Source organism: Sorangium sp. So ce693 (assembly GCF_051521375.1).
Classification (GTDB): Bacteria; Myxococcota_A; Polyangia; order Polyangiales; family Polyangiaceae; genus Sorangium; species Sorangium atrum.
Genome location: NZ_CP150347.1, coordinates 373,603 through 397,525, shown reverse-complemented (window position 1 = coordinate 397,525; position 23,923 = coordinate 373,603). Strand labels below are relative to the sequence as shown.

19 protein-coding genes, 1 pseudogene and 1 CRISPR repeat array are annotated in these 23,923 nt (G+C 71.8%); of the genes and pseudogenes, 14 read left to right on the top strand and 6 right to left on the bottom strand.

From position 1 onward, the window contains the following. Positions 1-337: 337 nt before the first annotated feature. From WMF14_RS01495 to WMF14_RS01485, 3 genes are all read left to right on the top strand, one after another. A complete protein-coding gene (locus WMF14_RS01495) occupies positions 338-2,221 on the top strand; it encodes a serine/threonine protein kinase (protein WP_437798420.1) in 1,884 nt (627 codons plus the stop codon). A gap of 10 nt (positions 2,222-2,231) precedes the next feature. Beyond that, on the top strand, positions 2,232-3,308 hold the full coding sequence (locus tag WMF14_RS01490) for a hypothetical protein (protein ID WP_437798419.1): 1,077 nt from the start codon (positions 2,232-2,234) through the stop codon (positions 3,306-3,308). Positions 3,309-3,517: 209 nt separating this feature from the next. Then, positions 3,518-5,068: an ATP-binding protein gene (locus WMF14_RS01485; RefSeq protein ID WP_437798418.1), complete on the top strand. Its 1,551-nt coding sequence runs from the start codon at positions 3,518-3,520 to the stop codon at positions 5,066-5,068. Positions 5,069-5,167: 99 nt separating this feature from the next. Here the strand turns inward: WMF14_RS01485 and WMF14_RS01480 are convergent, their stop codons facing one another. From WMF14_RS01480 to WMF14_RS01470, 3 genes are all read right to left on the bottom strand, one after another. After that, positions 5,168-6,310, bottom strand: coding sequence for a hypothetical protein (locus WMF14_RS01480; RefSeq protein ID WP_437798417.1), 1,143 nt, complete (start codon positions 6,308-6,310; stop codon positions 5,168-5,170). 148 nt (positions 6,311-6,458) lie between these two features. Beyond that, a complete protein-coding gene (locus WMF14_RS01475) occupies positions 6,459-7,577 on the bottom strand; it encodes a hypothetical protein (protein WP_437798416.1) in 1,119 nt (372 codons plus the stop codon). A 17-nt stretch (positions 7,578-7,594) separates the two neighbouring features. Further along, complete coding sequence (locus WMF14_RS01470) at positions 7,595-9,127, bottom strand: RNA polymerase sigma factor (protein ID WP_437798415.1); 1,533 nt, start codon at positions 9,125-9,127, stop codon at positions 7,595-7,597. Positions 9,128-9,251: 124 nt separating this feature from the next. Between WMF14_RS01470 and WMF14_RS01465 the strand changes: the two genes are divergently transcribed. Together WMF14_RS01465 and WMF14_RS01460 are read left to right on the top strand one after the other, a co-directional pair. Then, on the top strand, positions 9,252-9,944 hold the full coding sequence (locus tag WMF14_RS01465; protein ID WP_437798414.1) for a DNA-binding protein: 693 nt from the start codon (positions 9,252-9,254) through the stop codon (positions 9,942-9,944). Between the two features lie 80 nt (positions 9,945-10,024). Continuing rightward, positions 10,025-10,615: a Uma2 family endonuclease gene (locus WMF14_RS01460; RefSeq protein WP_437798413.1), complete on the top strand. Its 591-nt coding sequence runs from the start codon at positions 10,025-10,027 to the stop codon at positions 10,613-10,615. A gap of 197 nt (positions 10,616-10,812) precedes the next feature. On the opposite strand, the gene WMF14_RS01455 is transcribed toward WMF14_RS01460, so the two are convergent. Both WMF14_RS01455 and WMF14_RS01450 read right to left on the bottom strand, forming a co-directional pair. Continuing rightward, positions 10,813-11,208 (bottom strand): hypothetical protein, encoded by a 396-nt coding sequence (locus WMF14_RS01455; RefSeq protein ID WP_437798412.1) that lies wholly within the window; start codon positions 11,206-11,208, stop codon positions 10,813-10,815. Between the two features lie 86 nt (positions 11,209-11,294). After that, positions 11,295-12,305 carry an SGNH/GDSL hydrolase family protein gene (locus WMF14_RS01450; RefSeq protein ID WP_437798411.1) on the bottom strand — a complete coding sequence of 337 codons (1,011 nt, stop codon included), beginning with the start codon at positions 12,303-12,305 and terminating at the stop codon, positions 11,295-11,297. A 148-nt stretch (positions 12,306-12,453) separates the two neighbouring features. On the opposite strand from WMF14_RS01450, the pseudogene WMF14_RS01445 reads away from it, so the two are divergent. The 6 genes and pseudogenes from WMF14_RS01445 to WMF14_RS01420 all read left to right on the top strand — a co-directional run. Continuing rightward, positions 12,454-13,845, top strand: a pseudogene (locus WMF14_RS01445) (IS1380 family transposase); the annotation flags it as partial. A gap of 164 nt (positions 13,846-14,009) precedes the next feature. Further along, positions 14,010-14,619: direct repeats of the CRISPR family, unit length 34 nt; unit sequence TTCAATGGGGCCGCCGCCTTTCAGCGGCGGAGAG. A 736-nt stretch (positions 14,620-15,355) separates the two neighbouring features. Then, entirely contained in the window at positions 15,356-16,102 is a 747-nt protein-coding gene (locus tag WMF14_RS01440; protein WP_437798410.1) for a radical SAM protein, read from the top strand. After that, positions 16,099-17,175, top strand: a complete 1,077-nt coding sequence (locus WMF14_RS01435; RefSeq protein ID WP_437798409.1) for a radical SAM protein — start codon at positions 16,099-16,101, stop codon at positions 17,173-17,175. The genes WMF14_RS01440 and WMF14_RS01435 overlap by 4 nt, the downstream gene beginning before the upstream one ends. Next, complete coding sequence (locus tag WMF14_RS01430; RefSeq protein ID WP_437798408.1) at positions 17,172-18,164, top strand: class I SAM-dependent methyltransferase; 993 nt, start codon at positions 17,172-17,174, stop codon at positions 18,162-18,164. The genes WMF14_RS01435 and WMF14_RS01430 overlap by 4 nt, the downstream gene beginning before the upstream one ends. An 11-nt stretch (positions 18,165-18,175) precedes the next feature. Further along, the gene (locus WMF14_RS01425; protein ID WP_437798407.1) at positions 18,176-18,793 is read left to right on the top strand and encodes an AAA family ATPase; all 618 of its coding nucleotides are present in this window, start codon (positions 18,176-18,178) and stop codon (positions 18,791-18,793) included. Further along, positions 18,787-19,395 (top strand): Uma2 family endonuclease, encoded by a 609-nt coding sequence (locus WMF14_RS01420; protein WP_437798406.1) that lies wholly within the window; start codon positions 18,787-18,789, stop codon positions 19,393-19,395. The genes WMF14_RS01425 and WMF14_RS01420 overlap by 7 nt, the downstream gene beginning before the upstream one ends. A 69-nt stretch (positions 19,396-19,464) precedes the next feature. Here the strand turns inward: WMF14_RS01420 and dnaX are convergent, their stop codons facing one another. Next, a complete protein-coding gene (gene dnaX / locus WMF14_RS01415) occupies positions 19,465-21,870 on the bottom strand; it encodes a DNA polymerase III subunit gamma/tau (protein WP_437798405.1) in 2,406 nt (801 codons plus the stop codon). Between the two features lie 510 nt (positions 21,871-22,380). On the opposite strand from dnaX, the gene WMF14_RS01410 reads away from it, so the two are divergent. The 3 genes from WMF14_RS01410 (at position 22,381) to WMF14_RS01400 (ending at position 23,900) form a co-directional block, all read left to right on the top strand. Further along, a complete protein-coding gene (locus WMF14_RS01410) occupies positions 22,381-22,704 on the top strand; it encodes a YbaB/EbfC family nucleoid-associated protein (RefSeq protein WP_272097344.1) in 324 nt (107 codons plus the stop codon). Continuing rightward, positions 22,701-23,417, top strand: coding sequence for a recombination mediator RecR (recR, locus tag WMF14_RS01405; RefSeq protein WP_272097343.1), 717 nt, complete (start codon positions 22,701-22,703; stop codon positions 23,415-23,417). Before WMF14_RS01410 ends, recR begins: the two co-directional genes overlap by 4 nt. A gap of 96 nt (positions 23,418-23,513) precedes the next feature. Then, entirely contained in the window at positions 23,514-23,900 is a 387-nt protein-coding gene (locus WMF14_RS01400) for a RidA family protein (protein WP_272097342.1), read from the top strand. The last annotated feature ends 23 nt before the right edge of the window (positions 23,901-23,923 follow it).

The following is a 23,923-nucleotide window of genomic DNA, read 5'->3' as shown; positions in this document are numbered from 1 at the left end:
AGCGCGTGGCGGCGCGAGCGTGGCGGCGCGTGGGCGAGAGCGCGTGGCGGTGCGCGGACGCGAGCGCGGCGCAGCGCGCGGACGCGACGACACGAGCGTCTGACGGAGAGCGCGATGCAACGCGACCGCGCAGCGACGCGGGCGTGTGATGGAGCGACCGCACGCCAACGCGGCCTCGCGACGGCGCGAGCCGCGTGACGAAGCGACCGTGCGGCGGCACAAAAACCGCGTGTTACGGCGCCTTTAGCGCCGTTCTGTCCCCCTCGCCGCGCCGCGCCCCGACACCGGCGCCGCCCGCCCTTGCCGTCCGAGGGCGAAGCGGTGATCATCGCCCGCTGTGTCGGGTTCGGAGACGAAACAGCCCTCGCTGCCCCCGGTCGAGCCGGGGACGGTGCTCGCCGGCAAGTACCGCGTGGAGCGGGTCATCGGCCAGGGCGGCATGGGCGTGGTCGTCGAGGCGCGCCACGTCGTGCTCGACGAGCGGGTCGCCCTGAAGTTCCTGCTCCCCGAGTTCACCCTGCACCCCGAGGGCTCGGCCCGCTTCCTCCGCGAGGCGAAGGCCGGCATGAAGATCAAGAGCGAGCACGTCGCCCGTGTTTCGGACGTCGGCACGCTCGAGAACGGCGCTCCCTACATGGTCATGGAGTTCCTGATCGGGAGCGACCTGGCGCGCTTGCTGCGGGATCAAGGCGTGCTCGGCGTCGAGGACGCGATCGATTACATCGCGCAGGGCAGCGAGGCGATCGTCGAGGCCCACGGGCTCGGCATCGTCCACCGCGATCTCAAGCCCGCGAACCTGTTCCTGACGGCGCGCGTCGATGGCTCGCCGCTCGTCAAGGTGCTCGACTTCGGCATCTCCAAGATGGCGACCGGCGCGGTCGACGTCCTGACGGGCACGGACGCGGCGCTGGGCTCGGCCCTGTACATGTCGCCGGAGCAGATGCGGCAGACGCGCTCGGTGGATCACCGGACGGACATCTATGCGCTCGGCGTCTCGCTCTACGAGCTGCTCGCCGGCAGGCAGCCGTACTACGCGGAGACGCTGCCGCAGCTCTGCGCGGAGGTGCTGACGGGCACGCCGACGCCGCTGCGGGAGATCCGCCCCGACGTGCCCGCCGCGCTCGCGGCCGTGCTGGAGAAGGCGTACGCCCGCGAGCGCGAGCACCGGCACGCGTCGGTCGCCGAGCTCATCGTGTCGCTCGCGCCGTTCGCGCCCGCGCGCACGTACCCGACCCTGGCCCGGATCGCGCGCATGGGCGGCCTGTCGCTGCACGCCGCGATCCCCGGCGGGCAGCGCGCGTCGCAGCCGTCGTTCCCCGCCGCGGACTCGAGGCTCCCTGGGCCGGCCGCTCGCGAGCCGTCGTGGCCGGAGCTCGCCTCGCATCCGGCCGGGCAGCGCGACACAGCGCAGCCGCGCCCGCCGACGCCGCTCCCGCACGGGACGCCGTTCTCGCAGGCGCCGTCGCCCATCGCCCACGCCTCGACGCCTTACCCGCACCCGTCGTCGCCGTTCTCGCACCCGTCGTCGCCGGGCAACGGCGCCTTCGGGCCTCGCCCTATTGAGGACGGCAGGCCGAGCCCGATCCCGCCGAACGGCTTCCCGGCGCCCACGCCGCAGCAGCAGATCGTCCCCGGTCCGTACAGCGCGCCGATGAGCTCGCGCGCCGCGGCGACCTTCGCTTCGTCGACCCACCTCGGGATCTCGTCGGACGGGCGCCGGATCCCTGGGCTATCGGTCTCCCCTTCCGCGATCCTCGCGATCGCGCTGATCTCCGCGACCCTCCTCCTGGGCCTCATCGTCGGCAGCGTCTACGTGCTCCGCCGGGGCGGCGCCGACCGGACGGAGGGCACGGCGGCAGCGCCCACGGTCGCCATGAGCACCACGGAGACCGCCGCGCCGGCGCCGGCGCCGACCCCCGAGCAGCCCGCGCCTGCCGCCGCGACGACGACGCCGGACGGACCGACGATCCGACCGACGGGGGCCGCAGCCGACGCAGCGACGACGGCCGACGCGACGGCGGCGAGCGCCTCCGCTGCCGCGAGCGCCCCCGCGTCGAACGCCGCCGCGGCCGCGAGCTCCCCCGCGGCGTCGCCGAGGACGGCGCCCACCGCCGCTCGGGGAGGCGCGCCTGCGGGGCGCACCACGCCCGCCGCCCGCCCGTCGCAAGCTGCGACGACGCAGCGCCCTCCCAAGGGCATCGACCTGAACGACCCGCACTGAGCTCACCGCCATGATCCCCTCGACAGTCCATGCCCCCCGCGCGGTCCGTCGCGCCCGCCTCGCCCTCGCCGCGGTCCTGCTCGGCTCGGCCGCCCTCCTCGCGCCCTCGAGCGCCGCCGCGCAGGCCGCGAGCGGCGATCCGACGCTCGCCCAGACGTTGTTCGAGGAGGGGCGCCGCCTGATGGAGGCGAAGTCGTACGCACAGGCGTGCCCCAAGCTGGCCGAGAGCCAGCGCCTGCGGCCCGGCACGGGGACGCTGCTCAACCTGGCCCTGTGCAACGAGGGGCTCGGCAGGACGGCGACGGCGTGGGGGCAGTTCAAGGAGGCGCTCTTCGCGTCGAAGAAGGAGGGCAACGCCGCGCGCGAGGCGTTCGCGCAGGAGCACATCGACGCGCTGGAGCCGAGGCTATCGAAGATCCAGCTCAACGCGGAGAACACGCCCGGCCTGCTGGTCCGCGTCGACGGCGGCGACATCCCCGCGGCCGCGCTCGGCACGCCGATCCCGATCGATCCTGGGGCGCACGAGGTCGAGGCGACGGCGAGCGGCTACACGGTCTGGTCGACGACCGTCCAGGTCGGCGAGAGCGCCGATCTGAAGGCGATCGCCATCCCGAAGCTCCTGCCGGTGGCGACCACGAGCAAGCCCGCCGGGCCGCAGGCTCCGCCGGTCAGCGGCGGCGCCGGCGGCCGGAGCGGCGGGGGCAGCCTGCAGACAGCGGGCTTCGTGATCGGGGGCGCCGGCGCGGCGGTGCTCGGCGTCGGCGCCGTGTTCGGCATCCTCGCCGCGGGGCAGGCGAGCGACGCGGAAAAGGACGAAGCGCTCTGTCCGGAGAAGCTGTGTACGCCGGAAGGTCGCAAAGAGATCAACGCGGCGGAGACCAAGGCGCTCGTGTCCACGATCGGCGTCGGCGTCGGCGTCGCCGCGCTCGCCGCGGGGGCGGTCCTCGTGCTGACCTCGGGCCCATCGAGGGCGGAAGGCGCGAGCGCCGCGGCGGCACGGCACGGCTCGCCGGCGCGGGTGCACGCGCGCATCGTGCCGCTCATCGGCCCGGAGGGCGGCGGGGTCGGGGTGCTGGGCGCGTTCTAGCGCCGGGGCGCGGCGGACGCGGACGGCCGGGGACCGAAGAGCCGGCGGGCCGAGGGCGGAGGCGCCGGGCCCGGTGGCCGAGGCAGAGAGATCAGGCCCGGTGGCCGAGGGTGGAGACGTCAGGCCCGGGCCCGGTGACGGTCACTTACGCGCCAATCAGGGGGTGTCCTCACGTGACATCCGCGCCGGCGAGCGCTCGCTTTGTGTCGATGGATGACGCCGGCCCGCTAGCAAAGACCTCCGCTGCCTCCCGGCTCCGCAGCTGCAAGCGCGACGTGCTCGATCGCTGGACGCGCCGGGTGCTCGACGATCCCAGGGCGCCGACGCCGCGGCGGGGCGAGCGCCCGATGCTCGTCGACGCGGTGCCGGCGCTGCTCGAGCACCTCATCGAGGCGCTCGCTGCGAGCCGGCTCGCCGGCGAGGACGCGGCGCTCCGCGGCGCCTACGAGCGGGTCGAGGACCACGCGCGCCGCTGCGTCACGCGGGGCCGCTGCATCGCGGCGGCGCTGCGGGAGCTATCGCACCTCCGGGCTGCGCTGATCGAGGAGTGCGTCGCCCAGGGCATCGCGCTCGGGGTGGGGGAAGCGCAGGTCCTCCACGCGGTGGTGGACGCGAGCATGTGGACGAGCGCCCTCGAGATCGAGCGGGCGACGCGCGCCGCGCTCGAGGACAGCGGCGCGCGCCTGCGGCTCGCGACGCAGGCGGGCGGCGTCGGCATCTGGGATTACGACACGGTGACCGGCCAGCTGCGCTGGGACGACCGCTGCCGGGAGGTGTGCGGGCTGGAGCCGGCGTCGGACGTCGATTACGAGCTCTTCCTTTCGGCGATCCACCCCGACGATCGCGCGCGCGTGCAGGAGGCCGTGCGGCGCTCGCAGGCCCCGGAGAGCGGCGGCGAGTACAACATCGAGTACCGCCTCGTGGGGCTCCGCGACCGGATCGAGCGCTGGGTCTGCGTGCAGGGGCGCACCTTCTTCGACGCGACCGGGCGCAGCGTCCGGATGATCGGCACGGCGATCGACATCTCCGATCGCAAGCGGGCGGAGGCTGCGCGGCTGGACGATCTCGCGTTTCGCGATCGATTCCTGGCCGCGCTCAGCCATTACCTGCGCACGCCGCTCACGGCGGTCACGCTGGCGTCGAGCACGCTGGTGCGCCACGGCAACCTGACGCCGCGCCAGGCGACGAGCGTCGAGGGCATCGCGGCGAGCGCGCGCCGCATGGCGCGGACGATCGAGGACCTGCTCGATCTGACGCGGAGCTGCTTCGGCGACAGCATCCCGATCGCGCGGAGGCCGGGGAACCTCCATGTCCTCTGCAAGGGGGCGATCGACGAGCTCCGGGCGACGCACGCGGGGGTGCCGATCCGGCTCGATCTGCGGGGGAGCGGCGCGGGGCTGTGGGATCCCGAGCGGATCGCCCAGATGGTGACGAACCTCGTGCAGAACGCGGCCGACCACGCCGAGCCCGGGAGCGCCGTGCGGGTGGCGATCCGGCCGCGCGGGGGAGACGTGCTGATCGAGGTGCACAATAAGGGCCCGGAGATCGCGCCGGAGCGGCTCGGGACGCTGTTCGAGCCCTGGCGGCAGGCGTCGCCCGCGGAGGGGCGAGCGAGCGCGGGGCGGGGGCTGGGGCTCGGGCTGTTCATCGCGCACCAGATCGCGCGGGCGCACGGCGGGGTGATCGAGGTGGCGAGCCAGGCGGAGCGAGGGACGACGTTCACGGCGCGGCTGCCGCGGAGGGGGGCGGCGAGGGGCTGAGAGATGGAGGCGAGGGGCAGATGGGCGGGGGCGAACATGTGCTGAGGGGCGGCGCGGACGCGATGTGCCTTTGCGAGAGGACTTCCGGGAAGGAGCCTGTCAGGCCGTGCAGCAGAAGGTGGATGGCGCGCTCGCCTGGAGCTCACCCACGGGCTCGCCACCGTGCGGCGCGCACGCGCCCGGCTCGACATCCGCGATCACGGCCGACTTGCTCCCCAGGCCGACGCCGGGAGGCGTCACGACGCAGAACGGGACGCTGGAGCTGACGAGGCTCGACGCGAGCAGGTCCGTGCAGGCGGCGTCGCGGAACACGGACGCCATGAGGGTGCATGAGGCGCCAGTCGGATCGCCGCAGCCGCAAGGGGTGCACTCGCGGCCGTCGATCACGTCCTCGAAGAAGACGTGCCTGGCGGCGTACCCCTCCGGACAGCTGGCGTCGTCGCCCTCGTGGTAGACGCAGGTCAGGAAGCCCGACGGCGCCGCTGGCACGCACGTCGTCGCGTCCTCGCACGCGGTGTACGCGCCGGCGAGGCACGCCCTGGCCCGCGTCGCCCACGGATCGAGCCTGGGGACAGGCGGCGGGGTGTCGAGGCGCGGCGTGCACGCGCCGGTCGTGACCAAGGGCGCCGCGATCGTGAGCGACTGCACGCAGGGTTCGCCGTTGCAGAGCTGATCCTCGGGGATCGAGTTCGCCGCGGTGCACGCGCCGTCCCAGCCGTCGGGCGCGGCGAAGGAGGTCATCACGGTGCCCGGCCCGTCGCCGGGGCACGAGGTAGACGAGGATGCGGCCCAGCCGGTGGGGAGCGCGCACGAGGCCTCGGGCGGGTCGCACGCGCAGATCGCGCAGTCCATCGGCGGCTGCTGGAGATCGGCGAAGCCTTCGTAGCCGAGCGTCGGCGCGTCGGCGGGGCAGTCGGGGACGGCCTCGGCCGGACCGAACCAGAGCAGCGCCGGGCCAAACCAGCCGAGCGGCGCAGGCGGGGTGCACTGGCCAGAGCACAGCGAGCTGTGCATGTCGCCGCCGGCGCCGCCCTGGCCGCCAGCGCCGCCCTCGCCGCCGGCACCGCCCTGTCCACCAGCGCCGCCTTGGCCGCCGGCACCGCCCTCGCCGCCGGCGCCAACCCCCGAGCAATAACCCAGTCTGATCTCTTCGGGTGTACAGGGCCCCGTGATGATGATGGGCTCCTGCTCGCAGCCAGCGATGAGCAGCAGCCCTGGAAGGACGAATCGTGTCGTGCGCATAGCTGAAACCTTACTTGAGCGCCGTTCTTCAGCGCAAGGCGAATGGCGTACGACGACTTTCATGAACACCATTCCATGAAGCGAGAGGAATTTCTCTTTCCGTGCCAATTCACCGAAGCGTTTTGCCGCGCTCACTATCGAATCACCCTCAGAAGCTTGCTTGTAGACCGATGCCGAGTGCCACGGCGAGAGCAGGCGCGCTCCAGACAGGGCGCTCGGGCTCAGGAGCGCCTGGGTGGCGAAGGATGGCGGCTCCGGCCACAGGATGAACAACATCCGCGTGTGCTCGGGCCGATAATATTTCTGACAGAGGCCACTCGATACCCGCCCGTGCACCGAATGCGGCGTGGAGATTCAGCCGTGATGTCGCGTTTAACGGAACGGTGGGAGCCGCATGGAGTATGCCGAGCTCGGCGAGGCCGCACGCGAACAGGCTGCGGCGGTCGAGACAGAAGACGACATCCGTCATGACGGTGGAGACCGACATGCCGACGGCTTCGACGTTTCCCGACAGCGAGGCGAGCCCGCGGACCTCCAGCGTAACGGACCACGGCGGCCAGCGTGCCCCGAACGACAGCGCTGGCCCACCGGCAATGCCGGGTGTCATCCCGAGGCCCGTCACAGCGCCGAGGCCGGCCACCCAGGAGAAGCGCCCTGCCGGAATCCGCGGCGACGCGCTGCTCCGGGGCGGCGCGCGCACCGGCGGCGCCGTGCGCGGGGGTGGCGGCGGCGCATGGGCTGGCTGCGGCGGGCAGGGCCGATCCGGCGAGCAGGGCTCCTCGGGCGGCGCGGGCGGCGAAGCGGGCTTCGCTGGCACCCCAGGTGGTGCGGCGAGCTCGGCGGCGTCGTCGAGCAACACGGCGATGGACAGGGCCATGGCGGTGACGAGCACCTTGCAGTCATCGTAGGCGCTGAACCCGTCGAACCAGCGTCCGTGACCGTCGCCGTCGCGGAGGAACATCGAGGCGGCGAGCTTGCCGCGCCGGCGCTCGATGGACGCCGTCATCGTGAACGCAGCCTCCGCGTCATAGGGGTCGACCCCTCCCATCGCCCGGACCGTCTCCGCGCGCAGGAGCTGCTCGTCCGGGCACTCCTCGGCGCCTGGCCCACGGATGAACTCGAGCCGCACCCGGAGCGGCGTGGCCGTGGGCTCGGCCCGGACCGGCGCGACTCCGGTGGCCGAGATCGCGGCCGCGGCCATCGAGGCGAGCGCTGCGCGTGCTGCCCGCTTCCTGCGCGCGCCCTCGTCGTGCGATCTCCCGCGCATCGGCCTCGTCCGCGCGGTCACGGAAGCGTCTGCCCCGCCGCGCTCCCGGCCGGCGCTGCCTGCGCCGCCGCGGCCTTCGATCGCAGCCGCTCGCGCGTCAGTTTGAGCCGCCCCTCGGGGAACCGCCGCTCGTGGGCGGCGATGCGCTCCAGCGCGGTCGCTCTATCGCCTTGCAGCAGCGCCTGCCTGGCGGCGTCGAGCAGCTGCAGCTCGTCGGCGAGCGGCTCTCGATCCTGGTCGGAGGGAGCGTGCTGCTCCGGCGCGGCGGGTTTGCGCTGGCGGAAGACACGTGCCGGCGCGTGCGTGGGCGCGCGAGAGGGTGGAGCTTCCTTGTCCGAGATCGCATCGGCTCGCGGCGCCTCGGATCGCGGCCTCCCACCGGGACCCGTCTCCGGCCGCGCATCGAGGTCGACCGCACGCGAGAGGAGGAGCGGTGTCGCGATCGGGCCCAGGCGGTTGGCCCAGAGGGCCGGCGCTGGCGCGAGCGCGGCAAACAGCGCGGCGCCGCCTACACCTGCCGTCGCCCACGCAAGCGCCGGGAGGATGAACCGGGCGAGCGCCGGGCGGACGAACCGGGCGAGCAGGCGCGCGAGGCGAGCTGCGCGCCCGGGTCGATCTGCGAGGTCCTGGCGTCCGAGATCGCTCGGCAGCTCGGGACGGGCCGCGGGCGCGCTCGTCTCGACGATGGCGGAGGCGCCGAAGTGGACGGCCGGCGACGCGGCGGCGGCACGCGACGAGGCAAGGGAGAAGAGCGGGACCATGAGCAGGCCGGACCGGAGCGCGCGCTGCTCCTCGGGGCGCAGGCGCTTCACGGCGGCGCGGAAGTCTTCGCGCGCCAGGCGCAGCCGACTCGAAGCGGTGTTCTCGTTGAGCTCGAGGGAGCGCGCGATCTCGCGCACCGGGATCTCGACCATGTCGGCCATGATCAGGATGGCGCGCCGTTCGGGCGCGATCGTCGCCAGCAGGCGGGTCGCGATCGCGATCCGCTGGTTCGTGGCGATGCGCTGCTCGCTGCTCGGCGCGACGTCGGCGCCCTGGAAGCATGCCTCGTCTGAAAGGCCCACCGGCACTTCGAGGCGCCGGTAGGTGCGCTCCAGATGGCGCCGGACCTTTCGCCAGGCGATCCCGAAGAGCCAGCTGGACTCGGCTCGCCAGCGCGGGCCGAGTGCGTGCGGGCGCGATGGCCGAGAGGGATCGCGCGACGCCGGCCGAGAGAGCGACGCGGGGTCGTCCTGCTCCTGCTGCTCCTGGGCGGCGTCCTCGGCAGCAGCCGGCACGGCGGACGCGAAGTGCTGGAGAAGCGGCGAGGCGGCCGGCGGCAGGGAGGCAGAGCCGGGCGCCGAGGCGGGATAGGCGGGGTTGTACCGGGGAAGGCTGGTGTACGCGCCCAGGAGGACCTCCTGGGAGAGGTCGTCGATGTCGTCCTCGGCCACGCCGAGGTAGCGGAGCATCCCCGGGAGCACGTGAACGGCGGTCGCGTGCATGGACGTCCAGGTGCTGTGCTGGACGAGGTCGGCGGGAGGAGGCGGGAGGGGAGAGAGATGGCTCATGCTTAGAATTGCGGGGGATTCCTGGGATCGTCACGGAATCGACGGCGGCTGGCGCCAAGGGGCGGCATCCAGCGCTCCGGGGCCATGTCTTGTCCCTGGGGGACAGCACGGCTAGGGACGGGGAATGCGCAAAGCCGTTTCGACTCGCAGCATCGTCTCGATCGCCCTCACCACCTGCGTCCTCGCGACGACGGCCTGCGGCTCTGACGAAGAGTCGCCTGCTCCGGACGAGGAGGTCGCGGTCGCCATCGCCGAAGCCCGCGGCCTGGCAGAGGGCTCCACGGCGATGGTCGAAGGCGTCGTGACCGTCGCGCCCGGCACATTCAATTCGGCGACCGGCGAGCAGGGCTTCGCCCTGCAGGACGACACCGGTGGCATCTACGTGAGCCTGCCCGACGCGCTCGATCTCGACCTCGACACCCGGGTGCGTGTCACGGGGACGCTCGCGCAGGCGGCCCAGCAGACGGTGCTCAACGCCAAGGCAGCCTCGGTCACGGAGCTCGGCGAGGCCGGAGCCGTCGGCCCGAAGGACGTGACGACCGGAGCGGTCGGAGAGCCCGTCGAGGGCCTGCTGGTGAGCGTGGGCGGCCGCGTGACCAAGGCCGTGGAGGACGACCAGCCCTACGGCTTCAAGGTGTACATCGACGACGGCTCGGGCGAGATCCAGGTCTTCGTGCATATCGTGGACGGGCAACCCGTCATCGACACCGCGTCGCTTGCGGTCGATCAGGACATCACGGTGATCGGCCTCGCCGCGCAATACGAGACGACCTACGAGGTCGCGCCGCGCTTGGCAGGAGATCTCGTGGCGCAATGAGCGAGCCGGGCGGCGCGCCGACTCGACCCTGCGCCTCACCGCCTTGCCCCGCTGTGCGCCCCCGGGCAGACTTGGCCCCTATGGGCCGAGCCGCCGAGAAGCAGCGTCGCGCGACGTACGCCGACCTCGAAGCCGTTCCGCCGCACCAGGTGGCGGAGCTCGTCAGCGGCACCCTGCACGTGTTCCCCCGGCCGGCACCGCGACATGCACGGGCGTCGTCCAGGCTCGGCATCAAGCTGGGCGGACCGTTCGACCTGGGCGACGGAGGGCCCGGCGGCTGGCACATCATCGACGAGCCCGAGCTGCGCTTCTCCGATCCGGACGCGCCGGGCGAGCTCGACGTGCTCGTGCCCGATCTCGCCGGCTGGCGCCGCGAACGCATGCCCGAGATGCCCGACACGGCGTACTTCGCGCTCGCCCCGGACTGGATCTGCGAGGTGCTTTCCCCTTCGACGGAGAGCGTCGACCGCGACGACAAGATGCCGATCTACGCACGTGAGGGCGTGCGGCACGCGTGGCTGGTCGACCCGATCGCCCGGACGCTGGAGGTCTACGTGCTCGGCGCGGATCGCGGCTGGGGGCCCGCCGTCGTCCACCGCGACGCCGCCCGCGTCCGCGCCGAGCCCTTCCACGCCATCGAGCTCGATCTCTCGGTCCTCTGGGCGAGGTGACCTGCAGCCGCGCTGACCTGTCCGAGCCGACCTGGACCGAGCAGCGATGGTTGCACTCCTGCCCGCGGCGACACAGGGTGTTGCAAATCCCCTCTCCGATCTCCTTCGTCGGCCTGGTGGCGGTGCCTGGCTCCGCGTCGAGGGCAGATCAGCCGCCGAGCGCAACGAGGGCGCCAAGAAGAGAACCCATCTCGGGATCAGCGCTTCTTGCTGGGCTCGCGCGCCGGATCGAGCTCCTGGAAGGGCAGCGCGGGCCGGGGGACGAACCGGCTCACCTCGGCGGTCCCGTGGAGGTTCCGCAGCGCGCCGGGCGCCGGCTCCGCGGGCGGAGCGGGCCACGGCGCGCTCGCGGCCTCCCGGGGCGCGCTCGCGGCCTCGTCGCGCAGGTACGACGGCCGCTCCGCCGCACGCTCGCCCTCGAACGCGCGCGCGCCGTCGATGTCCCCCTGCTGGGCCACGGGCTCGCCGAGCGACTCGATGCGCGGCGGGAACTCGCGAAGTCGCCGCTGCTGGGAATTGACGTCGCATTCGTCGGCGGAACGCCGCTCGCGCGTCGCCGTCGGCTCACGCGTGCCCCGTGGGCGCGAAATCAAGGCTGAGATTACCTACCCCCTGGTCGAGCCTGCACACGCCGCGCCGGGCGTCGGGCTCCGCGCGCCTCCCTTGAGCGACCGCGCCGTCAGAGCAGAGGCTGCAACGCCGCGTACCACTGCTCGCCCAGCAGCACGTAGCCCTGGAGGTTGGGGTGCCACTGATCTTCGAGTAACGTGGTCTTGTTCGGATTGAAGGGCGTGTACATGTCGACGGAGATGATGTGTCGGCCTGCGTCCGCGCGGGCCTTCACCACCGCCGGAATGGCGTCGTCGTAGGTCTTGATGCGCGCGCTGAGCGCGGTGTCGTCGCCCTTGCTCGCATCGCCGCGCGACGGGACGGGCGCGGCCACCACGATGAGAACACTGGGGAGCTGCTCGTAGATGCTGTCAATCAACGCGCCCAGACGTTTGGGGGCGTTGGGCATGTCGTAATTGTCGATTGCGTCGTTGGTTCCAATCATCAAGAGCACGATGTCGGGCTTGTATTGCGGCATGACGGTCGACACCAGCGTCGAGATGCCGCTCCTTCCGCCTGCGGGGGCGATCGTCCAGCCGCTGTGGCCCTCGTGGTTGTGCGGGAACGCCACGCCGCCAACGGTGTTCGGTCCGTTCGATCCCGAACCGACGAACGTGATGTTCTTGCCCGCCGCGTGCGCGAGCCGGAACAGCTCGACGCGATAGCCGCCCGGCGTGTCCCCGTTGTATCCGTCGGTGATAGAGTCGCCGAACGGCATGATCTTGCACGCCGTACCGTCGGTCGGGCAGGGCCGATAGGTCGAGCCCGCGCCGCCACCGGCGCCACCCTGCGCGCCCGAATCGCCGCCGCTGCCGCCGGCCGCCGCGCCGCCGCCATCCCCGCCACCGCCCGTTCCCGCGAGCGATCCACCGGTGTCGGCCGCAGAGGTCGTTCCGCCGGTGCCCGCGGCAGCGCCGTCCGTGCCGCCGCTCGTTCCGCCTGCGCCGCCGCCGGCGCCCGCTTCGCCCGCTCCGCCGGCGCCCGCTTCGCCCGCTCCACCGGCGCCCGCGCCGCCGCCGCTGCAGCCGAGAGCGATGACGACGAGCCCGGCCGCGACCGGCCAAGATGTGATCCTCTTCATGCCGGAGGATGGTAACGCCGAAGGCTACGGCGTTGTCAACTGAACCTGGATTTCGCGCGTCCTGAGCCATTCAAAAGAGTGGCAAACTGACGCCGCAAAACGGAATGCATTGAAGAAAGGCTCGGCGTGCGCCGCCGTTGCGTTTGTTATGACCCAACGCAAGCGCACGCCGAGCACCTCGAAGGTGCGACGGCGCATCCGCCGAAACAAGCCCAAACCGACCCCGCCTCGACGCGCCCGCGTCCGCCGTCCCGATCCGCGTGCGGTGCACCTCCGCGCGACGGAGACGACGCTCACCGGCGTGGCGGGGCTGGTCGGCTTCGGTGTCTTCCTCCGTGAGCTCGACGTCGACGCCGAGCTCCAGCGCACGTTCGGTCGACTCAAGCCGGACAGCCGTGTTGTCTTCCCCATGGCCGCCCAGATGAGGCTGCTCATCGACGCCGCCGTGGCCGGGGAGGCGCGGGTCTTCGGCCTGGAGGCGCCGGCGAACGACCCGCTCTTCGTGCACCTGGCCGGTGGCGTCGTGCCCAGCATCGACACGGTCTACCGTGACCTCCGCCGCTTCGACGACAAGGCGCTCGCCGCGCTCGATTCGATGCTCGCCGAGCACGGGCTCGCTCCGCTCGCCAAGGCGCCGCCCGACATCATTCATCTGGACATGGACACCACCGTCGAGCCGCTGTTCGGCTCGCAGGAAGGAGCCCGACCGTAACCCAATCCTCGCTACCACGGCAGGTTCAGCTATCACCCGCTGCTCGTCCGCGTCGCCGAAACCAACGCCGTCATCGGCGCCCAGCTCCGGCCGGGAGACACGAGCTTCGGCAACGATGACGTGCCCTACGTCGAGCGCTGCCTCGATCGCCTCCGCGCGGCGGCGCCCGAGGCCGCCGTCTACGTGCGCATCGACGCCGCCGGCGACTGCACCCAGCTGCTGCGGGCCATCGCCGACAAGGGAGCCTTCTTCCTAACCAGGCCCAGGCTCACGCGCGATCTCGCGGGTGCCATCTCCCTGGTCACCCGCTGGAGGACCGTGGACTGGGACGCCGACGGCCGGCCTCGCCGCCAGGTCGCGGAGGTCCTGTTCCGGCGCGGCGAATGGGCAGACCTCGAGGCTCGCGTCATCGCCGTCCGGACGCTCGACCGGACGTACGCCAGGCACATCTATCTCTGGGACGACCTCGACTACACCGTGCAGGTCTACCTCACCAACGAGATGGTCGAAGCGCCGGAGGACGTCGCCGCCCGCTACGACCCTCGGGCTGGCATCGAGGTGCTGATCCGCGACCTCAAGCACGGCTGGGGCTGTGGTCAAGTTCCAAGACATACCTTCGCCGCGAACCACGCGATGCTCCTTCTGAAGCTGCTCGCTCACAACCTGATGCGCCGTTACGTGCTCCGGCGATTCCCCGAGCTGTCGCGCTGGACCGCGCCGTGGCTTCGCCGCGGGCTCATCCTCGTTCCAGGACGCCTGCTACGAGGCCCAGGACGGGAGCGCCTCCTCCGCGTCCCGGAGCTGTCGTTGCTCGGACGCTGGCTCAACCGAGCAGCAGGCCAGCATTGTGACGGCATTGGGGGAAAGGAGGAGGTGTGCCCTTGCATCGCGATGATGCAGCGGAAAACCGCATTTCTCGCATATTCGCGGTCCGGCGCGCCGCTGAATCACTGAACACCCGTCCGCTGCCGCTCCGACGCGCGAAGGTGAAGTTCAATGGGGCCGCCGCCTTTCAGCGGCGGAGAGGGGGTCCCGTCGAAGGTGCGGCGCGGGAAGGGGTCGGAGCTTCAATGGGGCCGCCGCCTTTCAGCGGCGGAGAGAGGACATGCGTGCGACTTGAGGTAGCCGTGAGGGCAGCTTCAATGGGGCCGCCGCCTTTCAGCGGCGGAGAGAGATCACGAAATGGCAAGTGCAACGGCCGCAAACAAGCTTCAATGGGGCCGCCGCCTTTCAGCGGCGGAGAGATCCGAGAGGACGGCGGAGACGTCACGCTCTGGCTGCTTCAATGGGGCCGCCGTCTTTCAGCGGCGGAGAGGACGGGCGGTCCGCGTGCTCGTACCACTCGCCCGGGCTTCAATGGGGCCTCCGCCTTTCAGCGGCGGAGAGCAGGACCTCTGGCTCTACCTGCTCACGGGCCTGCAGCTTCAATGGGGCCGCCGCCTTTCAGCGGCGGAGAGGTGTGAACGAAACCGCGGCGGCGATCTCGTGCAGCGGCTTCAATGGGGCCGCCGCCTTTCAGCGGCGGAGAGCCGGATTCAAGACGACCGACAGCGGCGACGGCGTATCGCTTCAATGGGGCCGCCGCCTTTCAGCGGCGGAGCGTGTAGGCAGCTGCACCCACCAGCCGCACCGACACCACTTCAACTAGGCCTGCATCGCCAAACTCGACGATGTGGGGAAGCACCGGGGGTGCCGCTCGATCGCTGGCATGCCAAACTCACGGATTCGCTGCATACAGCATCTCTTTAGACATGCGGCATAGTTCGTCAAGCGAGCCTCGGTTGCCGTTCTACTACAAGTCTCCAGTGAGCACCGACTCTTAACACAGAATAGCGGCCACTCAGACCGTACCGCGAGGCGCACCTGGCTGAAGTCGTCTCGCCGGGCGAGCCCAATCGCTGACCTATTTAGCTCACCTGCTCGCTTTGCCGATTCAACCCGAACAATTCGCCCTTCCTCCACATGGCAGAGGCGGCAATCCGACCAGCCAGCTCTGAATTCCTTGAGAATCAAACGGTTTATGCGCACGCCTCCGCCCGGCCAATCGCGGCTGCCGATATACCCAAGGACCCGCCTAGCACTCGCGAACACGCTGTCCGCGTAGCGCGGACTCGGGCGGCGAGCAGACGACCCCATGCTCCTCGCCGGCAATGCATCGCCCTATCGCCACTAGCCTCGGCCTGCTCCTCACCTTCGCCGAGCCCGTCCGCGGCCCCATCGCCCTCGGCTACGCCTCCCACTTCGGCCTCGGCGCGATGGCCCCATCGCCGTGTTCCCCCGCCTCGGGATCTCCTTCATCCCCTCCCCCCGCCGCCGTATCCTCCTCGCAGGAGGCTCCATGCCGACCGCGACGCGCCCCCAGAACGCCACGCTCACGGGCACGCTGCCGCTCGACCGCCCCACGGCGGAGCGGCCGCACCGGCTCTACGTGGCCACCTCGAACCACTGCAACCGCTCCTGCCCGTGGTGCTGCACCTGCTCGTCGCCCCGGGGGCAGACGTTCCTCGCCCTCGACCGCTACCTCGCGAGCTTCCCGGCCGAGGGCCCCTTCGAGGTGCAGCTCGAGGGCGGCGAGCCCACGATCCACCCGCACTTCGACGAGATGGTCCGCCTCGCCCGCGCCGAGCCCCGCTGCGCGCGCGTCGTCGTGGTCACCAACGGCGTCGAGATCCCGCGCGATCCGGCCGGGCTCGACGCCTGGCTCCAGAAGCTCGGCGAGCCCGCCACGATCAAGCTCTCGGTGAACCACCACCTCCTCGAGAACGACGGCGGCCTGCTCGCCCTCGCGTGCGCCCTGCGCGAGCGGCTCTCGGCGCTCGGCGGCGATCGCCAGCTCGTCCTGAACGTCCGGCTGCGCAAGACCGAGGCCGACGGCGACGCGTGGGTCGTCGAGGCGGTGCGCGACGCGGGGCTCATCGAGCTTGCCAACGTGTTCCACCTCCAGCGTTATGGCTTCGCGCAGAAGCGCGACGACTGGGACGAGCCCTTCCTCGTCGGGACCCATTTCACGATGCTCAACCCGGACGGCAGCGCCTTTGGCCCCGACCTCGTGGCGCGCTCCGACGCCATGAGGAGGCTGCCGTGAGCGCGCGCCCCTTCCGCGAGGAATGGCGCCGCCTGAAGAGCCGCGCCTTCGATCTCAAGGGCAACAGCACCGCTGGCGACACGGTGCGCTTCGACCTCTGGGGCCGACCGGTCGAGGTCTATCGCAACGCGAACTTCTCCATCTACAGCCGTCAGCCGTGCAACGCGAAATGCCACTTCTGCGTCGAGGAGCTGAGGCCAGCGTCGCGCGGGCGCAGCCTGTCCGTGCAGAAGACCGTCGAGGACGACGATGGGCGTTATTTCGATGCCATGGAGGCGTCCCTGGAAGCGCTCCGGCCGCTCGATCCGACGATCTCGGTGACCGGCGGCGAGCCGAGCCACGATCCGCGATTGCCCCGGATCCTCGCGCTCGGGCAGGCCCACCGGGGCCGCAAGCGGACGCTCACCACGAACGGCTCGGGGCTGCTCCAGCAGCGCGAAGGAAAGCGGGTGATCGACTGGATCGTCGAGACGGGCGTCCAGCACCTCAACATCAGCCGTGCCCACCCCGATCACGACAGGAACGCACGGCTGATGGTGATGAAGGACGGCCTCCGCGCCGACGAGCTGCGCAGCGTCGTGGCGGCGGCGACCTCGGGCGGCACCCGGGTGCGCCTCTCCTGCGTGCTCCTCGACGGACAGATCGACGCGGTCGAGCCCATCGTGGATTACCTGCGCTTCGCCCGGTCGCTCGGCGTGGACAACGTGATCTTCCGGCAGCTGATGAAGACCGACCCGACCGCGGTGGTCGAGAACCACGTCGTCAAATACAGCGATCGCGCGCGCGTCCGCCTCGAGCCGCTCCTCGACGCGCTGAGCGCCGACGCGCGGTTCTCGTTCGAGCGGCAGATCGTGGGCTATTACTACTATGTCGAGGTGTTCCGCTTCGAGGACATGGATGTCGTCTTCGAGGAGGCCGACCTCGCCCAGCTCGAGGAGACGAAGCGCTCGGGCCCGGGCATCGTCCACGAGCTCATCTTCCATCCCAACGCGAGGCTCGCCTCCACATGGCAACCCTGGGACGGCGTCCTCGGCCCTCCCCCTTCGATGCGCGCCTCGCTGACCACGTCATGACACCGCTCATCATCCCCCTTCCTTACATCGGCCGGAACCTGCTCTTCCTCGAGGAGGTCCTCGACGAGCTCGAATCGCACGGCACTCCTCACCCTCTCCTGTTTCGCGCGAGCGAGGCGGACAAGCTGGCTCGCCTCCTCGAGCACGGCACCGACCGCGCCGGATACTCCGGAGAGAGGGCCTGGACCGACGGCCCGGATCAAGGGCGGCCGATCCGGCACGAAGACGTGATCTTCGCGACGAATGCCGACGAGATCCGGAGAGGGGAGCGGGAGCCCGATCGGTCCACGTCGCTCAAGAAATTCGCCGTGATCGAGCGGCCTCTGTTCATCGCGCATGATGCCCGCTGCTTCGTCAAGCTGTGCGACAGGCAGTACGAGTACCGCGATCCGGCGCAGAAGCGAGCGGCGCTGCTCGCGCTGTTCCCGGTGAACCGGGTCGCGCCCATCCAGGGCTGGTTCTCCGAGGAGGACGGCCTCTCCTACAGGGCGCTGGTGCGCCCCATCCGGGGCGGCGCAATGGTCGAGGTGGGCTCGTGGAAGGGGCTCTCCACGGCGTACGTCGGGCGGCTCGCCGCGAAGAATGGAGTCGCGCTCCATTGCGTCGACACCTGGGGAGGCTCGAGCGACAAGTACGCCGACAGGTATCGCGCCATGCTCGCCGCGGAGGACGTGCCCGGTGCGTTCAGGGCGAACATGGCGGCGCTCGGGATCCAGCCAGACGTCCTCCGGATGGCGTCCACGGACGCGGCGGCGCGCTTCGCCGACGCCAGCCTGGATCTCGTGTTCCTCGACGGCTCGCACGACCGCGCGGCCGTGCTCGCCGATCTCGAGGCGTGGTGGCCCAGGCTCAAGCCGGGCGCCGTCCTGGCCGGCCATGACCACAACGAGGACCACGCGGGCGTCATGGAGGCCGTCGCTCACTTCATGTCGCGTGCCGGACGGGCGATCGAGCTCGGCGCAGACTCGGTGTGGTGGGCGCGGCGATAGGTGGGATGGCGATGAGCAAACCTCTCTTCGTGGCGACAGGGGCCTATTCGTGCGGCAAGACCACGACGCTCCGTCACCTCGCGTCCACGCGGGGCTATCGCATTCACGGCGAGGCGCACCGGCGCGTGCTCGACGAGCTCGGCGCGCGCACCCACGGCCACCTGCCGGACGCGCCGTTTCACCCGATCGACACGCCGGAGCACCTCTGTCCGATGTGCCGAAAGCGGGAGTTCGCTGCGCGGGTGCTGGAGACCCAGAAGGCGATCGAGGCGGACGCGCGGGAGGGAGACTGGCTGGAACGCGGGTACCTCGATCCGGTCGAGTACTACCTGCGTACGAGCGGAGAGGCGGAGTATCCCTGGCCGGAAGGTGAGCCCGCGTTCGAGCGCTATGCGCTCGTGTTCCTGTTCGCCGTGATGCCGGAGCTCCAGGAGCCGCGCTGGGGCAAGAGCAGAGAGGCGCGCGCCGCCGAGGCGGAGCGGATCAACCAGCGGCTCGGCGCGCTCTACCGCGCGGCGGGCTTCGAGGTGATCGACGTCGCCCCTGGCACGGTGGAGGAGCGGGCGGAGCTCCTGGCGAGCCGCGCGCGGCTCATCGAGCGTGCTATCCTCCGCGCGAGCCCATGGTAGCCGCCGCGCACATGCCGCTTCCGTCCTCGACCGCTCCTGCGGGGGAGCAGCGGTTCGTGCTCCACGGCGTCCCCTGGCAGACCTACGTGAGGCTGCGGGACGAGCTCGACACCCCTGGCCTGCGGATGACCTTCTGCGAGGGAACGCTGGAGCTGATGAGCCCGTCGACCGAACACGAAGTGGCGAAGACGACCATCGCCCGCCTCATCGAGCTCTTCGCGCTGGAGCGGGACGTTCCTCTCTACGGCTACGGCTCGACCACGTTCCGGCGCGAGGCCAAGTCACGCGGCCTCGAGCCCGACGAGTGCTACTGCGTTGGCAGCACGCTGAAGGAATTCCCCGATATCGCGATCGAGGTGGTGTTGACGAGCGGCGGAATCGACAAGCTGCATGTGTATAGCGGGCTCGGAGTCCGCGAAGTCTGGTTCTGGGAGCGCGACGCATTCCACATTCATGCGTTGCGCGGTGAGCAATACGAGCCCATCGCGGCCAGCGAGCTCATTCCGGATCTGGATCTCGTCGCGCTCGCGCGCTTCGTGCGCTGGCCGGATCAACACGAGGCGGTCAAGGCGTTCCGCAGCTGGCTGCGAAACGGAGGCTGAGGCCGCCCCGCCGTCAGCCCACGGCCGTGCTCGGCGCGCCAGGACGCATGGCGCGCCGGCCCGGGGCCCTCACCCCTCCGCGAAGTCCTGAGCGAGCCGCACGTCCTTGAGCTCCGCGCCGAGCAGCTCGATCGCGGCCGTCACGAGCGGGTGATCGGCCACGGCGCGCTTGGCGGCCTCGACGCGGGCCTTGCGCTCGGCGGTCTCGACCTGGGCGAGCGACGGGCCGGCGCTGCCGCGGGTGATCGTCTCGAAGACCAGCTCGGCGGGGCCGCCGAAGTGGGAGCCGAGGACGCGGGCGAGCAGCTCGCGGGACACCGGCTCGGTGGCCTGGCCGGCCAGGAACGAGTTCGCCTCGTAGCCGAGGGCGACGCGGGTCGGCGTGAGCTCCAGCACCGCCGCGTGCTCGAGGACGGAGGCGAGCGCCGGCCGCTGCACCCTGACCGCGGCGATCACCGCGCGCCAGGTGGCGAGGTCCTCGGCGTTCATCGCTGGCGGCGGCGGCGCGCTCGACGCTGGCGCCGGGCCCTGCGCCGAGGGCGGCGCGCTCGACGCCGGCGCCGGGGTCTGCGCCGAGGGCGGCGCGCTCGACCTCGGCGTAAAGGCGGGCGCCACGAACTGCGGCGCGCTCTGCGGAACGGAGTACAGCGCGCCGCGCGGCGAGGGTGGCGGAGCGCTGTCGGCGCGGTACGCGGGCGCGGCTGCGCCGCTCGCGTACGGCGGCGCCTTCGCGAAGGCCGGCGCGGCGCCGCCGCTCGCGAAGCTGGTCGCGGCGCCGTGCACGCCCGGCGCGCCGTTCACGAACGGGACGACGTTGGCAGCCGACGCGCCGCTCGCCGCGACAGCGCCGTTCGCCGCCATGCCGCCGTGCGCTCGCGCCACCCCGCTCCCGCCCGGCGCGCCATAGGCAGCCGCCGCACCGTTCGCCCTCGCCACGCCGTTCGCCGCCGCCACGCCGTTCGCCGCCGCGCCGTTCACCGCCGCCACGCCATTCGCCGGCACCGCGCCAGTCGGTCTCCCCGCCCCGCCCGCGCCCGCTGCGCCGCTCGCAAAGGCGACGCCGTTCGCCGGTGCGCCGGTGGCGGCCGCGCCGTTCGCTCTCGCCACGCCGTTCGCCGCCGCCGCGCCATTCAACGCCGGCGCGTCGTTCGCTCTCGCCGCGCCGGCCGCCGCCGCGCCGGACGCGCGCGCGTCCTCGGGCGCAGCCTCGGCCGAAGCCGCCCCGCGCCGGGGCGCAGCCGCTCCGCCGGAGGGCGCGCCGGGCCGCTGCGGTCCGCGCTCCGGCGCGCCGCCGCCGCCGCCGCCACCCCCGCCGCCGCCGTTCAGGCGCCGCTCGAGATCGCCAAGGCGGCGCAGCAGCTCGTCGATCGGCAGGAGCGGCGGCCTCCGGGCGAGCCGGACGAGCGCCATCTCGAACGAGGCGCGCGGCTGGCCGCTCCGGGCGATGTCGTCGAACGCGCGCGAGAAGCCCTGGTGCAGCCGCGTGAGATCGTCCGCGTCCGCCCGCGCCGCGAGCGCGCGCGTGTCGGCGATCTCCTCGTCCGCGAGATCCAGGAGCGGCGCCGGATCCTCGCAGACCTTGGCCACCACGAGATCGCGCAGGTGCGCGAGGAAATCGCGGGCCACGTGGGGCAGATCGTACCCCTCCTGCGCGAGCTCGCCGACGATGCGCACGCACGCCGCGGGGTCGCCGTCCACGAGCGCGCCCGCGAGCCGGTGCAGCACGACGCGGTCGGCGACGCCGAGCACCTTCGCCACCCCCTCGGCCGTGATGCGATCGCCGCTCGTCCCCACCCACGCGATCACCTGATCGAGCAGGCTCATCGCGTCGCGCATGCTCCCCGCCGCCTCCCGCGCGAGCGCGCTGAGCGCCGGGTCGTCGGCGGGGATCTTCTCCTGATCGAGCACCCAGCGGAGCCGCGCCGCGATCGCCTGCGCCCCGATGAGCTTGAAGTCGTAGCGCTGGCACCGGCTCAGGATCGTGACCGGGACCTTGTGCACCTCCGTCGTCGCGAAGATGAACTTCACGTGCGGCGGCGGCTCCTCGAGCGTCTTCAAGAACGCGTTCCACGCCGCGTTCGAGAGCATGTGGACCTCGTCCACGATGAAGATCTTGAACCGGTCGCGCGCCGGCCGGTACGGCAGGCTCTCCTGGAGCTTGCGCACCTCGTCGACGCCGTTGTAGCTCGCGCCGTCGATCTCCTGGACGTCGACGTCCGCGCCGATCGTGATCTCGGCGCACGGCGCGCACGTCTGGCAGGGCGTCGCCGTCGGGCCGCGGACGCAGTTCAGCGCCTTCGCAAGGATGCGGGCGCTCGTCGTCTTGCCGACCCCGCGGACGCCCGTGAAGAGGAACGCGTGGGCGACGCGATCCCGCGCGATGGCGTTGGCGAGCGTCGTGGAGACGTGCTCCTGTCCGACGAGATCCTCGAAGGACTGCGGGCGCCATTTCCGCGCGAGGACGACGTAGCTCATACGCTGCTCGACTAGCACCTTCTCGCGGGCGCGTCGCCGCAGCTGTGGCCGGTACGGAAGTCGCCCTGCATTCCGGAGAGTTTGCCAGAATTGCCGCACAAAATGCACCCCGCCCGCGCCAGGGCCGGAACCGGGCCACCGCTCGCGCCAAGGAGCCCCTGGAGGGCGCCAACGGGCCCTAACAAGGCGGAGCGGAGGAGCCCGCTCGCAACGGCAGCCCCGGAAGCGCTCGGCGCGAGCGGAACGCACGGAAGTGGAAACGGAAGCGTCCGCTCGCAGAGGACGGGGGCGTCCACCGCGGAGAGATAGACGCCCCGCAGCGGAGCCGACAAACGTCGGGCCGGCGCCCGCCCCCGGAGGGAGACGCGCCCGTGGTGCCGCCGCGCGCTGCGTCGAACAGCCGCGCGCTGCGTCGGCGGGCCGCGCGTCCAGCGCCCCACCTCGCCCCCGTTCCCCTCCCCTTCACGGTTGCGGCGCGGCGCGGTTCACGGCATAGACGCCGATCTGAATATGCAATTTCGCGGCGGAATGAACGAGCTGGTTCGCCAGGCGGCGCGCGTGCAGCGCAAGATCGACCAGGTGAAGGGCGAGCTGAAGGACCGCGAGGTGAGCGCGACCGCCGCCGGCGACAAGGTCACCGTCGTGGTCTCCTGCGAGGGCAAGCTGCGCCGGATCGAGGTCGACCCCGCCTTCCTCGCGAGCGAGGGCCTGGAGATGGCGCTCGACGCCATCGTGGCCGCATCGAACTCGGCGCTCGACGCGGCCGACAAGCTCGTCGAGACCGAGATCACCAAGGTGACCGGCGGCGTCAAGCTCCCCGGCATGCACACTTGACGGCGTTGCGTTCCCCGGCCTCGCTCCCCGGCTCCTCGAAGGTCCCGAACGGCGACCGGGGCGCGCCCTCGGCCGGCTTCCGGAGCGCGCCCGGCGGCCTGCCCGGCCGGCTGTCGCGGGTCGCCCAGCTGCTCGCCCGCCTGCCGGGCGTCGGCGAGAAGACGGCACAGCGCTTCGCCCTCTTCCTCGTGACCGCCGGAGAGGACACCGCGCGCGACCTGGGCGGCGAGCTCGTCGAGCTCTGCGATCACATCAGGCCGTGCATCCGGTGCGGCCACATCGCCGAGCTCGACGACGACGGCCGTGCGCTCTGCGCCATTTGCCTGGATACGCGGCGCGACGGCGCGCTCCTGTGCGTTGTCGCGCGCGTCCAGGACCTCCTGGCGATCGAGCGGAGCGGGGCGATGCGCGGGCGGTATTTCGTGCTCGGCCGGCTCCTCTCGCCGCTCGAGGGGGTCGGCGCCGAGGAGCTGCCGCTCGAGGCGCTCCGGGCGCGCGTGCGCGATCCCGAGCAGCCGGTGAGGGAAGTGCTGGTCGCCACCCCGCCTTCCGTCGATGGAGAGGCGACCGCGCTCCTGCTCGCGCGGGAGCTCGGCGCGATGGGGATCCAGGTCACGCGGATCGCCAGCGGCGTGCCGCACGGGGGAGATCTGGAGTTCGCCGACCAGGTGACGCTGGGGCGAGCCATCGAAGGCCGGAAGAGCTTCGGCTAGCAGGAAACGCGAGAATCGGCCCCAGCCCATGAAAGCGAGGGCCGGGGCGGGCGGGCGTTCTTCACGCCGAAGCGCTCACGAACTTCAGAGGTCGACATGTCCAAAATCGCCATCACATCCGATCGGGCCCCGCGCGCCATCGGCCCCTACTCGCAGGCCGTCAAGGCCGGAGATCTCGTGTTCTGCAGCGGCCAGATCCCCATCGATCCCGCGACGGGCGAGCTCGTCGCCGGGGGGATCGAGGAGCAGACGGCCCAGGTGATCAAGAACCTGACCGAGGTGCTGTCCGCGGCCGGCGCGAGCTGGAGCGACGTGGTGAAGACCACGATCTACCTGACGGACCTCGCGGATTTCGCCATCGTCAACCAGGTGTACGGAGCAGCCGTCGGCGGCGTGCTGCCCGCACGGGCGACGGTGCAGGTGGCGGCGCTGCCCAAGGGCGCCGCCGTCGAGATCGAAGCTGTTGCCCATCTTTCGCGATAATCGGGGAGCCGCGGCCGCGGCCC